Source organism: Streptomyces sp. NPDC057900 (assembly GCF_042887885.1).
GTDB lineage: Bacteria > Actinomycetota > Actinomycetes > Streptomycetales > Streptomycetaceae > Streptomyces.
Map to the genome: position 1 here is coordinate 189,565 of NZ_JBHVOI010000001.1, position 14,136 is coordinate 203,700.

Below are 14,136 nucleotides of genomic sequence, written 5' to 3' on the forward strand. Positions count from 1 at the left end.
AAGACGACTTATGATGCCTGGATGGAGCTGCGTCAACTGCACTACCTCACGGTGATCGCCGAGGAGGAGAACCTGGGGCGGGCCGCCCGGCGGCTGTTCGTCAGCCAGCCCGCCCTCTCGTACGCCCTCAAGAGCCTGGAGTCCGAGCTCGGGGTGCGGCTGTTCGACCGGCACGCCGGGGGCGTCTCCGCGACCGCGGCGGGGCAGGACGTGATCGCGGAGGCGTTGCTGACCGTTCGCCAGGCGGAGCGGGTATCGGCGGCGGCCGAGCGGCACACGCGCGGTGAGACCGGCGTGCTGCGGGTGGGTTTCGAGGCGAGCGGCGCGGGCGAGCTCACCACGCGCGCCCGCGCGGAGTTCGCCCGGCGCCACCCCGGGGTGCGGGTGGCGCCCAAGCGCTACGACTGGGGACAGGAGGCCGACGCGCTGCGCGACGGCCAGACCGATGTCGCCTTCGTCTGGCTGCCGAACGACCTGAGCGGGCTGCGCGGCGAGCTGGTGCACACCGAACCGCGTGTCGTCGGGCTGCCCCGCGGGCACGCGCTGGCGGACCGTTCGGGCATATCGGTGCTCGAAGTGGCCGACGAACCCCTGCTGTGGACACAGCGCGCGCCGCGCGAGTGGGTGGACTGGTGGGCGGTCAACCCCCGGCCGGACGGTTCGAGTCCGAAGTGGGGGCCGACCAATGACAACGTCGAGGAGATGCTGGAGCAGGTGGCGGAGGGTTCCTCCGTCTGCTTCGCCCCCCTGAGCATGGCCCGGTACTACGCGCGGCCGGATCTCGCCTGGGTCCCGCTGACCGATGTGGAACCGCTGCGGGTGGTGCTCGCCTGGGCGGACGGCAAGGACACGGCGCTGGTACGCGGCTTCGTCCAGGTCGTACGGGAGCTCGCCGCCGCGGCGGACGCCCCGGCCGGCTGACCGCCGGTCAGGGCCTCACGCCGTCAGGGCTTCTCGTCGTCAGGACTTCTCGTCGTCGGGGCGGGCCGGCAGGCTGTCCATGAAGGAGCTCACGGAGAACACCGCGCGTCCGGGACCCGGCGGACCGTAGCCGGGAGGCGAGGTCAGCCCGTACTCCTCCATCGTCGAGCGGTAGGCGTCCAGCAGCCGGATGTGGTACTCCAGCGGCGCGCCGTCCGGGTTCGTCTTCCCCAGCGGCGTCGTGGGCTCGGGGCACCAGGTGGTGAAGCGCGGCGTGATGCCGTGCGACATGAAGAACCGCAGGCCTTCCGTGGTGGAGTCGATGGCCTCCTTCACCGTGGTGAAACCGAACGGCTCGGCCATCTCCACGCCCGCGACGAAGTTGGGGATGACGTTGCGGGCGCCGAAGACCTCGGCGGAATCCAGGATGCGGCGGTGCCATTCGTCGCGGCCGACGTAACGCTCCTTGCCGGGGCAGTACAGCTCGAACAGCCGGGGGTCCCAGACCTCGTAGTTGGGGTGGTAGATCTGCACGCCGTAGTCGTGGAAGCGCTGCACATCGGCCTTGGGCAGGGCCTGGGCGACGACCTTGCCGATCCAGCGGCCGGGGAAGCGCTCCTCGATGGCCTTCGCGTACTGGCCGTAGAAGTCGGCTTCGTCCCGGCCTCCAATGTGCGAGGTGATGGCACCACCGGTGAGCGTGTAGGCCGTGGACGTCTTCGCGGTGTCGTAGCGGTCGATGATGGCCAGCGCCTCAAGGACCTCCTCGACCGGTTTCACTCCGGTGTACGGGCGTCCCGCCGCCTTGTGCTGGCGCCAGTTGTGGTTGATGTCGCAGTACTGGCACTCCTCCTTGGCGCCGAAGTACTGGCAGACGCGGAAGACCGTCAGATAGACGAGGTAGCCCCACTGGATGGTGGGCGCCACCTCCATCACGGACTTGCCGTTCTCCAGCGTGTGCCGGTAGTAGTCGGGCATCGGGGGAAGCCCGACGTCCGAGATCCGCCTGCCGTCGAGGTAGAGCCCGAGGACACCGTCGGCGTCGGCCGCGACCCGGTAGGGCGATGTGGGGTTCACCCGCACCGAGACCACGGTGCGCCGCAGTTCGTACGGTCCGCCGGTGAGGACGATCTCCTCCGGCGGGCGGCGCAGGGCGGCGGCCCCCAGCTCGGGCAGGGTGCCGTGGTCGAAGGAGAAGATGAAGTACGACTTCGGCTTGACGTCACCGCCCTCGTTGTCGCTGAGCGCGGACTCGTCGAAGGCCAGGCCGCCGCGCAGCAGATCCTCCTTGATGACGGCTTCCCGCGGCACGTGCGGGAACTGCTCCATGAGCCGTTCGATCAGGCGGGTGCGGCTCGCGTCGGCGCTGCCGGGCTGGGTACGGCCGGTGTCTGTGCGGCTGGGCATGTGCGGGGCTCCTCGGTCCGGTTCTCGGTGATGTTCCGGATACGCCACCTGTGCAACGAACAGCGGAGCGGATGCGTTCTCGATCCCGGGCACCGGATACGGGGACGGTCGCGGCGCCCGCCGCCGCGGCGTATGTGACCGGCCAGTAGGGTGTGGGGCCCCGGAGCCCGTCGGCCGTGCGGCCGTCCCGACGCCCGGTGGTTGCCGCAGTCGGCCGCGGATCGGAAGTGCCTCATGACCCGCACCATGTCCGTCTCGGACAGCACGGTGGTCTCCGCCGCGCCCTCGGCGGTGTACGCGCAGGTCAGCGACCCGACCGCGATGGGTCGCTGGAGTCCGGAGAACCGGGGCGCGAAGGTGCTCGGGGAGCGCCGGGAGGCGTACGTCGGCATGGTCTTCGAGGGCCGCAACAAGCGCGGCAGGATGAGCTGGACGACGCGGTGCACGGTGACCGCCGCCGATCCCGGCGAGCGGTTCGCCTTCCGGGTCCACGCGATCGGCGCCCGGCGGCCGCGGCTCCCCGGCGCGATCGCCACCTGGGAGTACCGGTTCGAGGAGGCGGACGGCGGCACCCTGGTCACCGAGACCTGGACCGACGACCGCCGCGCCTGGCCGGACTTCCTGGCCAACGCCTTCGACCGGGCGGCCACCCGGGGCCACACCTTCGCGGACTTCCAGCGCGGCAACATCCGTACGACGCTCCAGCGGCTCAAGGCGGCGCTGGAGGCCCCGTCGGCAGGGGACGCGCCGGGGGCGTAATCGCTCCGGCGGCTCCTTCAACGCTCCCAGTGGGAGGGACGGCTGAGCGACAGGGGGATCCTGGTGGCGCCGTTCCCCCGGGCCGCGTTGAGCTGTGCCTGCGTCAGGAAGAGCGCTCCGGTCAGGTCCGCACCGGACAGTCGCGCGTCCCGGAAGTCCGCGCCGATGAGGTCGGCGAGCCTGAGATCGGCACCGGTGAGGTCCGCCGCTATGAGGCAGGCGCCGCGCAGGTCGCCGCCGCGCAGGTCGGCTCCCTTGAGCCGGGCGCCGATGAGGTCTGCGCCGCGGTGGTCGCGCCTCTTCTTAAGAGGGGCGGTGGCACGGACGAGTTCGCTGGTACGCGAGAGGAGAGCCGCGACCTCGTCCCGGTGGGCGGCGACGTCCAGCTCCGCGAGGGCGTCGGCGTCGAGGTGGGTGAGGCGCTCGGTCTCGTCGAGGGTGCGGCCGATCTCGCCGTGCAGGGGGCGGGCCGGTGCCAGCTCGGCCGCCTCCGTCAAATACCAGAGCAGCTCATGCAACTGGCGCATGACCGGGAAGACCTCGAACATCCGCTGGGCGCTCTCCGGGGCCGCGCGCCAGTCCTGTCCGCCGAAGGTCTCCCCCGAGACCTTCTGTCCGGCGCCGAAGCAGTCGTACACGGTGCAGCCCGGAAAGCCCTCGGAACGCAGCCTGGTGTGGATGCCGCAGCGGAAGTCGTCCTGAAGGTTGCGGCAGGGTTTGCCGGCGTCCTTGTTGATGGCGAAGTCCGCGGAGCGGGTCAGGGTCAGCGCGACACAGCACAGCCCGAAGCAGTTCCCGCAGTCGGCGCGCAGACCTGCCCGGCCGGTGCCGTCCGGGTCGTCGGTGCCGGGAGCTCTGTCGGTATCGGGCACGGTGCCTGTGTCCTTCGGTGTGCGGTGTTCATGAACGGGCCGAGCCTACCGAGGTCCCCGCCGGGCCCGGTGCACGCGGTGTCCGTTCCGGAGAACGGGGGGGCTCCCCCACGGCCGGCGGCTCCGCGCGCGACAATGGTGGGTACTACATCTTTATGGGAGGTGCCACCATCGTGGCGAACGCACCGGTCGACAGCATTCCGGCCAGGCGGGTACTGACCGATCCGGCGGGCCTGACCCGGTACCAGCACGACGAGGCCGAGTGGGCTCCGTACGGGATGCCACTGGCCGTGGTCCGCCCGGCGAGCACCGACGAGGTCCGGGATGTGGTGCGCCACTGTCTCGCCCACCGCATTCCGCTGGTGCCGCGCGGCGCGGGCACCGGCCTGTCGGGCGGGGCCAACGCCGTGGACGGGGCGATCATCCTGTCGTTCGAGGACATGAACCGGATCGTCGACATCGACGCGGCCGAGCGGCTGGCCGTGGTCCAGCCCGGTGTGGTCAACGACGACCTCCGGGCGGCCTGCGCGGAGCACGGGCTCTGGTACCCGCCGGATCCGGCGAGCTCCCCTTGGTCCACGATCGGCGGGAACGTCGCGACCAACGCGGGCGGTATGTGCTGCGTCAAGTACGGCGTGACCCGCGACTACGTGCTGGGCCTCGAAGTGGTCAACGGGCTCGGCGAGGTCGTCTCGCTCGGACGCCGTACCGCGAAGGGGGTGGCGGGTTACGACCTCGCCGGGCTGATGGTGGGCTCGGAGGGCACACTCGGGGTGATCACGGAGATCACGGTGCGGCTGCGCCCGGCACGCCTCCAGGAGCGGACGGTCGCGGGCTACTTCTCGTCGGTGGTCGCCGCGGGTGAGGCGGTGAGCGCCGTGACCGCGTCCGGTGTCATCCCGTCCGCGCTCGAACTGGTCGACCGCCACTGCCTCGCCGCCGTGGACGCCTGGAAGAAGATGGGGCTGTCCGCGGACGCGGACGTGGTGCTTCTCGGCCGGGTGGACACTCCCGGGGCCGAGGGCGACGCGGAGGCCGAGCTGATCCGGGACTGCTTCGAACAGGCCGGCGCGAGCTGGGCCGCGGTCTCCACCGACCAGCAGGAGGCCGATGCGCTGTTCCAGGCTCGACGGCTGGCCTATCCGGCGCTCGAACGGCTCGGCCCGGTCCTGACGGAGGACGTCTGCGTACCCCGTACCTCGGTTCCGGAGATGCTGGCCCGGATCGAGCGGACGGCGGCCAGGCACGACGTCCTCATCGCCAACATCGCCCACGCGGGGGACGGCAATCTGCATCCCCTGATCATCACGCCGCCGGGTGATGAGGCGGCGCGTGCCCGCGCGCAGTCCGCCTTCGAGGACATCCTGGACGACGCGATCGCGCTCGGTGGCACGGTCACGGGCGAGCACGGGGTCGGACTGCTGAAGATGCGCGGCATGGACAAGGAGCTGGGTCCCGCGGTGCTCGCCATGCACCACGCGGTGAAGGCGGCGCTCGATCCGCACGGCATCCTGAACCCGGGCAAGGTCCTCACAGAGCTCGCCTGACCCGGGCTCCGGCCGGAGCCACGGAGCCGGTGGGGCGCCGTTGTCAGTGCGGCGGCGCACACTGGCGGCAAGCGCGTACGGGCGAAGGGGGAAGCGGATGGGCACCGAGGAGGAGGCCGGTTTCGAACCGGCCACCGGTGAGGGCCCGTCACCCCTGGGCCCGGCGGAGAAGCGTGCCGCCGCTGTTCGGGCCGCGTTCGCCGGGATGGCGCAGATCCGGCGGCTGGCCAACTCCGGGCACCCGGACCCGGAGTCCGTACCGGCCCCGTGGGAGCTGCACAGGCCGGTACGGGCCGTCGCCCTCGCGCTGGAGGCGTCGGGGCTCTCCGCGTCGGCGGTCGACGCGTCGGGGCGGCGTACGGCGACCGGATACCGGGTGGAGGCCGCGACAGCGCCGGGGACCGTACGCGTCGAATGGCTCGGCCCGCCCGGCAGCGGGGCGGCGCACGAGGAGGGCGACGAACTGAAGCGGTGCGCGGCCGCGTTGCGGGCGTCGGGCTGGATCGCGCTGCTGTACCACGGCCCGCGCCGCCGGCGATTCCTGGAGGTCGAGCCACCGGCCGGCGTGCGGGCCTGACAGCCCGTAGGGGCCAGGTCCCGGGGTGTTGTCAGACCCATGGGGGATGCTTGTGGGTCCGACACCTCTGACCGGGAGATGCTGAGATGCCCGATGCCGAACTCGCCGCGGCCCAGGCGTACGTCCGTCTGCTCGAAGCCACCCGGGCTGCTCTCTGCGATCCGGATGACGCCCCGCTGTACATGCCCCTGCTCGCCGCACCGATCGAGGAGGCCGACGGCGCGCTGCGGCGGGCCGGGCTCTCGGGCAACGAGTCACGGTTCTTCGACCTCGTCCGGTCGCTCCGGCCGAGCATGTCGGACAGCGGGCACTGAGACGACGGCCCGGAGGAACCCCGGACGCCGGGTGCGCGCCCGCGCCGCCAGGACCGGCCGGTAGCGGTCTTTCCGGCCGATCTGTGGTGAATTGATTCAAAACAAGGTTCAAACCAGGAACAAGACTGGCCAGCCGCTTGACTAGTCGTCGGCGCCAAACCTAGCGTACGTTCCAGATGAAACGATTCACATCCTTCCTGACGGCCGCGGTCGCCGGATGACTCTGCTTACGAGGTGCTCATGTCTGATGTGTCGGTCGTCAAGGCAGCCCTGAAGTCTCAGGTGATCGAGACTCCTTCGTGGGGTTACGGCAATTCCGGGACTCGTTTCAAGGTGTTCGCCCAGCAGGGGGTGCCACGCGACCCGTTCGAGAAGATGGAGGACGCGGCGCAGGTACACGCGTTCACCGGGGTCGCGCCGAAGGTGTCGTTGCACATCCCCTGGGACAAGGTGACGGACTACGCCGCACTGACCAGGCACGCCGAGGGCCTCGGGCTCCGGATCGGCGCGATCAACTCGAACGTCTTCCAGGACGACGACTACCGGCTGGGCTCCGTCACCCACCCCGACGCGGCGGTGCGGCGCAAAGCGACCGGCCACCTGCTGGAGTGCGTCGACGTCATGGACGAGACCGGCTCGCCCGATCTGAAGCTCTGGTTCTCCGACGGCACCAACTACCCCGGCCAGGACGACATCGCCACCCGCCAGGACAGGCTGTCGGAGGCGCTGGCGGAGGTGTACGAACGGCTGGGCGACGACCAGCGGATGCTGCTGGAGTACAAGCTCTTCGAGCCCGCGTTCTACGCCACGGACGTGCCGGACTGGGGCACCGCCTACGCGCACTGCCTGAAGCTCGGCCCGAAGGCCCAGGTGGTCGTCGACACCGGTCACCACGCACCGGGCACGAACATCGAGTTCATCGTGGCGATCCTGCTGCGCGAGGGCCGGCTCGGCGCGTTCGACTTCAACTCCCGCTTCTACGCGGACGACGACCTGATGGTCGGCGCGGCCGATCCCTTCCAGCTGTTCCGGATCATGCACGAGGTGGTCAAGAACGGCGGCCTCAAGCCCGAGACCAACGTCAACTTCATGCTCGACCAGTGCCACAACATCGAGGCGAAGATCCCGGCGGTGATCCGGTCGGTCGCCAATGTGCAGGAGGCGACCGCGAAGGCGCTGCTGGTGGACGGTGACGCGCTCGGCGCCGCGCAGCGGGCGGGTGATGTGCTCGCGTCGAACGCCGTCCTGATGGACGCGTACAACACCGATGTGCGGCCGCTGCTCGCCGAGGTGCGCGAGGAACAGGGCCTGGCCCGTGACCCCTTCGCCGCCTACCTCGCCTCCGGTAACCAGGAACGCATCGCGGCCGCCCGGGTGGGCGGCACCCAGGCCGGCTGGGGCGCCTGACCCCTTCCGCACGGCCCCGCCCACCGTTCGTACCCCGCCGTGAACGCATCTCTCACCCCGAAGGAACCCCTATGACGTCCGCGACGCACGCCGAGGTCGCAGCGCTCCTGGAGCGCGCGCACCGGATCGGCTCCGACCCCCGCAACACCAACTACGCCGGTGGCAACGCGTCGGTGAAGGCGGTCGGCGCCGATCCGGTCACCGGTGGCGGGACCGAGCTGCTCTGGGTCAAGGGCTCCGGGGGCGACCTCGGCACGCTGACGGAGGCGGGTCTCGCCGTCCTGCGGCTGGACCGGGTCCGCGCGCTCAAGGAGGTGTATCCGGGTGTCGAGCGCGAGGACGAGATGGTGGCGGCCTTCGACTTCTGCCTGCACGGCAGGGGCGGCGCCGCGCCGTCCATCGACACCGCCATGCACGCCCTGGTCGAGGCGGCCCACGTCGACCACCTGCATCCGGACTCGGGGATCGCCCTGGCGTGCGCGGCGGACGGCGAGAAGCTGACCGCCGAGTGCTTCGGGGAGAGGGTGGTCTGGGTGGGCTGGCGCCGGCCGGGGTTTCAGCTCGGTCTCGACATCGCGGCCGTCAAGGAGGCCAACCCGCAGGCGGTCGGGGTGGTTCTGGGCGGTCATGGAATCACCGCCTGGGGCGATACGTCCGACGCGTGCGAGCAGAACGCGCTGTGGATGATCCGTACCGCCGAGACGTTCCTGCTGGAACGCGGCAGGGCCGAGCCCTTCGGTCCCGTACTGCCGGACCGGATGCCTCTGCCCGAGGCGGCGCGCCGTGCACGGGCCGCCGCGCTCGCCCCGTTGATCCGTGGTCTGGCGTCCACGGACCGCCCCCAGGTGGGGCACTTCACCGACGCCGCCCCGGTGCTGGACTTCCTGTCCCGCGCGGAGCATCCACGCCTCGCCGCGCTCGGCACCTCGTGCCCGGACCACTTCCTCCGTACGAAGGTGAGGCCGCTGGTCCTGGACCTTCCGGCGGACGTGCCACCGGAAGAGGCCGGGGAGCGGCTGCGGGAGCTGCACGCGGAGTACCGCGAGACGTACCGCGCCTACTACGAGCGGCACGCCACTGCCGGCTCCCCCGCGATGCGTGGTGCGGATCCGGCGATTGTGCTGGTGCCCGGGGTGGGGATGTTCTCCTTCGGGAAGGACAAGCAGACCGCGCGGGTGGCCGGGGAGTTCTACCTCAATGCCGTCAACGTGATGCGCGGCGCGGAGGCCGTCTCCTCGTACGCGCCGATCGAGGAGTCCGAGAAGTTCCGGATCGAGTACTGGGACCTGGAGGAGGCCAAGCTGCGCCGGATGCCGAAGCCGAAGCCGCTGGCCACCCGGGTGGCACTGGTGACCGGTGCGGGCTCGGGGATCGGGAAGGCCATCGCGCACCGGCTGGCCGCCGAGGGCGCGTGTGTCGTCGTCGCCGACCTCAACGCGGAGAGCGCCGCAGCGGTCGCAGAGGACCTCGGCGGAGCGGACCGGGCGGTCGCGGTGACGGTCGACGTCACCAGCGAGGAGCAGATCGCCGCGGCGTTCGAGGCCGCCGTGCTCGCCTTCGGCGGTGTGGACCTCGTCGTCAACAACGCGGGGATCTCCATCTCCAAGCCGCTGCTGGAGACGACGGCGCGCGACTGGGATCTGCAGCACGACATCATGGCGCGCGGTTCGTTCCTGGTGTCGCGGGAGGCCGCCCGGGTGATGCGGGCTCAGGGCATCGGCGGCGACATCATCTACATCGCCTCCAAGAACGCCGTGTTCGCGGGTCCGAACAACATCGCGTACTCCGCGACCAAGGCCGACCAGGCCCATCAGGTGCGGCTGCTGGCGGCGGAGCTCGGCGAGCACGGGATCCGGGTGAACGGGGTCAACCCGGACGGTGTGGTGCGCGGTTCCGGGATCTTCGCCGCCGGCTGGGGCGCCCAGCGGGCGGCGACGTACGGCATCGAGGAGGAGAAGCTCGGGGAGTTCTACGCCCAGCGGACCCTGCTCAAGCGCGAGGTGCTGCCGGAGCATGTCGCCAATGCCGTGTTCGCTCTGACCGGCGGCGACCTCACGCACACCACAGGTCTGCACATTCCTGTCGACGCCGGTGTGGCGGCGGCCTTCCTGCGATGACCCGGACACGATCCTGATGGCTGCGCACGCATGCGACCGGCCGGTCGGCGAGGCCGTTTTCGCCGCCGTGGATCTCGGCGCCACCAGTGGCCGGGTGATGACGGGCAGGGTGGGCCCCGGCACGTTGGTGCTGAGCGAGGCGCACCGGTTCGCCAACGAACCGGTGCGGCTGCCGGACGGGCTGCACTGGGACGTACTGGCCCTGTACCAGGGGATGCTGGACGGGCTGCGGGCGGCCGGGCGCAGCGGCCCGCTCACCTCGGTCGGCATCGACACCTGGGCGGTGGACTACGGTCTGCTGGATGGGGACGGGGCGCTGCTCGGGGTGCCGTTCCACTACCGGGACGGGCGCGGCGACGGGATGGCGCGGCGGCTTCCGGAGGGCTGCGGCGCCGCGGAGCTGTACGCCGTGAACGGGTTGCAGCATCTGCCGTTCAACACGGTGTTCCAGCTGCTGGCCCACCGTGCCACGGCTCAGTGGGAGGCGGCGCGGACACTGCTGTTGATGCCTGATCTGCTGGTGTACTGGCTGACGGGGTCTGTGGGTGCGGAGATCACGAACGCGTCGACGACCGGTCTGTTCGACGCCCGGGCCGGTGGCTGGTCGGATGCGCTGATCGGGCGGCTGGGGCTGGCGCGTTCGCTCTTTCCGCCGCTGCGTGAACCGGGTGATCCGGCGGGGACGCTGCTGGCCCACGTCGCCGCGGCCACGGGTCTGCCGGCCGGGACCCCGCTGACCACCGTCGCCTCGCACGACACGGCGTCGGCGGTGGTGGCGGTCCCGGCGACGGAGCCGGACTTCGCGTACGTGTCGTGCGGAACCTGGTCACTGGCCGGTCTGGAGCTGGACGCCCCGGTGCTGTCGGAAGAGTCGCGGGCGGCGAACTTCACCAATGAGCGCGGGGTGGACGGCACCGTCCGCTACCTCCGCAACATCATGGGGATGTGGCTGCTGGAGGAGTGCCGCAGGGCGTGGGACCGCGAGGGCACCGCCACCGGACTGGCCGGGCTGCTGGCCGACGCGGCCGAGGCGGAGCCGTTCGCCGCGGTGATCGATCCCGATGACGAGGCGTTCCTCGCGCCGGACGACATGCCCTCCCGGATCGACGCGTATCTGCTGCGGACGGGGCAGAGGCCTCCGGGGAGCCGCGGCGGCTATGTGCGCTGCGTGCTGGAGAGCCTGGCGCTGGCCCACCGCAGGACGTTGCGGCGGGCGGCCGAGCTGGCGGGCCGCGAGCCGACACGGATCCATCTGGTCGGCGGCGGCTCGCGCAACGGGCTGCTGTGCCAGTGGACGGCGGACGCGAGCGGGCTGCCGGTGACGGCCGGGCCCGCAGAGGCCACGGCGCTCGGCAACATCCTGATGCAGGCCCGCGCCCAGGGTCTGGTGGGCGGCCTCGCCGGGGTGCGCCGGCTGGTCGCCCGTACCCAGGAACTGCGGCACTACGAACCGAGGGGCGACGGGCGGGACTGGGACCGCGCGGAGGCCCGGCTCACCGGAAATCACCTGCGAGGAAGGGAAATACCTGATGTCTGACGACCGCGCCGCCGAGCCCGGCGGCGCCCTGGCACGGACGTCCCGCCACCGGACCCGGGTGGGCCTGGTCTCCGGCGGGCTCGGCGCGTACTGGCCGCAGTTCCCCGGCCTTCTCGAACAGCTGCGGGAGTCGGCCCGGTTCGTGACCGCGCGGATCGAGGCGATGGGGTGCGAGGTGGTCGACGCGGGCTTCGTCTCCGATCCGCAGGAGTCGGCCAGGGCTGCCGAGCAGTTGCGGCGGGCCGACTGCGATCTGGTGGTCACGTTCCTGACGACGTACCTCACCGCGTCGATGGTGCTGCCGGTCGCCCAGCGCACGCACACCCCGGTGCTGGTCATCGACCTCCAGCCGACGGAGGCCATGGACCACGCGAACACCGGGACCGGCGAGTGGCTGGCGTACTGCGGGCAGTGCCCGCTGCCGGAGGTCGCCAACGTGTTCCGGCGCAGCGGCATCCCGTTCCGCTCGGTCTCGGGCCATCTGCGCGACGAGAACGCCTGGGGCCGGATCCGCCGCTGGATCTCGGCGGCCGGGGTGCGCGGTGCGCTGCGTCACGGCCGCCACGGGCTGATGGGTCATCTGTACCCGGGCATGCTCGACGTCTCCACCGATATGACGCTGGTCTCCTCGCAGCTGGGCGGTCATGTCGAGGTGCTGGAGTTCGACGACCTGCGGGTCAGGGTCTCGGCGGTCACGGACCGGGAGACCGCCGAACGGGTCGCCCTGGCCCGGGAGGTCTTCATCCTGGACGATTCCGTCGATGAGGGCGATCTCGCCTGGGCTGCCCGGGTCTCGGTCGGTCTGGACCGGTTGGTGGCCGATTTCGCGCTGGACAGCCTCGCCTACTACCACCGGGGTCTTGAGGGTGAGATCCATGAGCGGCTGGGGGCCGGAATGATCCTGGGCGCCTCGCTGCTGACCGCCCGCGGGGTGCCGATGGCCGGTGAGTACGAGCTGCGCACCAGCCTCGCCATGCTGATCGCCGACACCATGGGGGCGGGCGGCTCTTTCACCGAACTGCAGGCGCTCAACTTCCGCGACCGGGTCGTTGAGATGGGTCACGACGGGCCCGCCCATCTGGCGATCAGCGCGAAGGACCCGTTGCTGCGCGGTCTGGGTGTGTACCACGGCAAGCGCGGCTGGGGTGTCAGCGTCGAATTCGACGTCACCCACGGGCCGGTCACCACGTTCGGTATCGGTCAGGAGGCCGACGGTTCGTTCGTCCTGATCGCGTCCGAGGGGGAGGTGGTGCCCGGTCCCCTCCTGGAGATCGGCAACACGACCTCCCGGGTGGACTTCGGCTTCGATCCCGGTGAATGGACCGATGCCTGGTCCGCCACGGGCATCGGTCACCACTGGGCGCTGTGCACCGGCCACCGTGCGCGGGATTTCCGGGCCGCGGCGGACCTGCTGGGCCTGGCCTTCCGTACGGTGACCGGGCCCAACGCCCTCTGACGGGGGCGGCGCCGTCAGGGAGCCGCCGGGGTGTCCAGGCCGAGCTCGCCGTCGCCGAGGGAGGCGAAGAAGGTCTCCACGTCGGCGTCGGTGACCTCGGTGAGCGCGGCGGGGCTCCATCGCGGGTTCCGGTCCTTGTCGACGATCTGGGCGCGTACGCCCTCGACCAGGTCGGGCCGGGTGAAGGCGGTGGACGAGACCCGGAACTCCTGGTCCAGTGCGGCCTCCAGGCGGTCGAGGCGGCGCGCCCTGCGGACAGCTTCGAGGGTCACCTTGAGCGCGGTGGGCGACTTCGCCAGGATCGTGGCGGCGGTTTCCTTCGCGGCGGACTCGCCGCAGTCACCGAGGCGCTCGACGATCTCCTCGACCGTTCCGGCGCTGTAGCAGGAGTCGATCCAGCCGCGCTGTGCGGCCAGTTCGCCCCCGGGAGCCGCACCGGCGTAGCGCCGCACCGTCGTGGCGATGTCCGAGGGTGTGGTGCACAGCTCCAGGGCGGCGGTCAGGCCGGGAAGCTCCCGCGACGGCACGAAGTGGCCGGCGAGTCCGCACAGCAGCGCGTCCGCCGCGCCGACGGCTGCCCCGGTGAGCGCCAGGTGGGTGCCGAGCTCGCCGGGCGCCCTGCCCAGCAGGTAGGTGCCGCCGACGTCCGGGACGAACCCGATACCGGTTTCGGGCATCGCGATGCGCGAACGCTCCGTGACGATCCGGATCGAGCCGTGGGCCGAGACCCCGACGCCGCCGCCCATCACTATGCCGTCCATGATCGCCACGTACGGCTTGGAGAACCGGGCGATACGGGCGTTCAGCCGGTACTCGTCACGCCAGAAGTCCAGTGCGGTCCCGCCGCCGGCCAGGGCGTCGTCACGGATGGCGCGGATGTCGCCGCCGGCGCACAGCCCCCGCTCCCCCGCCCCCGTGAGCAGCACGGCGGCGACCGAGTCGTCCCGCTCCGCCGCGTCGAGCGCTTCCGCCATGCGCAGCACCATGGTGTGGTTCAGCGCGTTGAGGGCCCGGGGCCGGTTGAGCGTGATGTGGCGGATGCGCCCCTCGGTGTGCAGCAGGACGGGATCCTCGTGGTTCATGCGTGCGCTCCGGTCAGCCCCAGTACATGCCGCTCCGCCGGTCACGGACGGCCTTACGCTGCCATTGTGCGCGGCGGTGCCGGAGCCCCGGCAGGAGGGGTGGTGGCGGCCGCGGCGCGGCGGACCGGTCGCCTGCCGGG

At 71.4% G+C, this 14,136-nt stretch carries 12 protein-coding genes; 9 read left to right on the forward strand and 3 right to left on the reverse strand.

Features of this window, described 5'->3' with window-relative positions; genetic code table 11:
* Positions 1-21 precede the first annotated feature (21 nt).
* Positions 22-921 (forward strand): LysR family transcriptional regulator, encoded by a 900-nt coding sequence (locus tag ACFVQ0_RS00680; protein WP_390083165.1) that lies wholly within the window; start codon positions 22-24, stop codon positions 919-921.
* 39 nt (positions 922-960) lie between these two features.
* Here the strand turns inward: ACFVQ0_RS00680 and ACFVQ0_RS00685 are convergent, their stop codons facing one another.
* The gene (locus ACFVQ0_RS00685) at positions 961-2,328 is read right to left on the reverse strand and encodes a radical SAM protein (RefSeq protein ID WP_390083167.1); all 1,368 of its coding nucleotides are present in this window, start codon (positions 2,326-2,328) and stop codon (positions 961-963) included.
* A 234-nt stretch (positions 2,329-2,562) separates the two neighbouring features.
* On the opposite strand from ACFVQ0_RS00685, the gene ACFVQ0_RS00690 reads away from it, so the two are divergent.
* A complete protein-coding gene (locus tag ACFVQ0_RS00690) occupies positions 2,563-3,087 on the forward strand; it encodes an SRPBCC family protein (RefSeq protein WP_390083169.1) in 525 nt (174 codons plus the stop codon).
* Between the two features lie 17 nt (positions 3,088-3,104).
* Here the strand turns inward: ACFVQ0_RS00690 and ACFVQ0_RS00695 are convergent, their stop codons facing one another.
* Positions 3,105-3,959: a pentapeptide repeat-containing protein gene (locus ACFVQ0_RS00695; RefSeq protein ID WP_390083171.1), complete on the reverse strand. Its 855-nt coding sequence runs from the start codon at positions 3,957-3,959 to the stop codon at positions 3,105-3,107.
* 173 nt (positions 3,960-4,132) lie between these two features.
* Between ACFVQ0_RS00695 and ACFVQ0_RS00700 the strand changes: the two genes are divergently transcribed.
* From ACFVQ0_RS00700 to ACFVQ0_RS00730, 7 genes are all read left to right on the forward strand, one after another.
* A complete protein-coding gene (locus ACFVQ0_RS00700; RefSeq protein ID WP_390083173.1) occupies positions 4,133-5,506 on the forward strand; it encodes an FAD-binding oxidoreductase in 1,374 nt (457 codons plus the stop codon).
* A 97-nt stretch (positions 5,507-5,603) separates the two neighbouring features.
* Entirely contained in the window at positions 5,604-6,083 is a 480-nt protein-coding gene (locus tag ACFVQ0_RS00705; RefSeq protein WP_390083175.1) for a hypothetical protein, read from the forward strand.
* Between the two features lie 86 nt (positions 6,084-6,169).
* Positions 6,170-6,397 carry a hypothetical protein gene (locus ACFVQ0_RS00710; protein ID WP_390083177.1) on the forward strand — a complete coding sequence of 76 codons (228 nt, stop codon included), beginning with the start codon at positions 6,170-6,172 and terminating at the stop codon, positions 6,395-6,397.
* Positions 6,398-6,637: 240 nt separating this feature from the next.
* On the forward strand, positions 6,638-7,804 hold the full coding sequence (rhaI, locus tag ACFVQ0_RS00715) for an L-rhamnose isomerase (protein WP_390083179.1): 1,167 nt from the start codon (positions 6,638-6,640) through the stop codon (positions 7,802-7,804).
* Positions 7,805-7,875: 71 nt separating this feature from the next.
* Positions 7,876-9,921 (forward strand): bifunctional aldolase/short-chain dehydrogenase, encoded by a 2,046-nt coding sequence (locus tag ACFVQ0_RS00720; RefSeq protein ID WP_390083181.1) that lies wholly within the window; start codon positions 7,876-7,878, stop codon positions 9,919-9,921.
* A 16-nt stretch (positions 9,922-9,937) separates the two neighbouring features.
* Entirely contained in the window at positions 9,938-11,458 is a 1,521-nt protein-coding gene (locus ACFVQ0_RS00725) for a rhamnulokinase family protein (protein ID WP_390083183.1), read from the forward strand.
* Entirely contained in the window at positions 11,451-12,914 is a 1,464-nt protein-coding gene (locus ACFVQ0_RS00730; protein ID WP_390083185.1) for an arabinose isomerase, read from the forward strand. The genes ACFVQ0_RS00725 and ACFVQ0_RS00730 overlap by 8 nt, the downstream gene beginning before the upstream one ends.
* A 14-nt stretch (positions 12,915-12,928) precedes the next feature.
* Here ACFVQ0_RS00730 and ACFVQ0_RS00735 read toward each other — a convergent pair whose 3' ends face one another.
* Positions 12,929-13,996: an enoyl-CoA hydratase/isomerase family protein gene (locus tag ACFVQ0_RS00735; protein ID WP_390083186.1), complete on the reverse strand. Its 1,068-nt coding sequence runs from the start codon at positions 13,994-13,996 to the stop codon at positions 12,929-12,931.
* Positions 13,997-14,136: the final 140 nt, after the last annotated feature.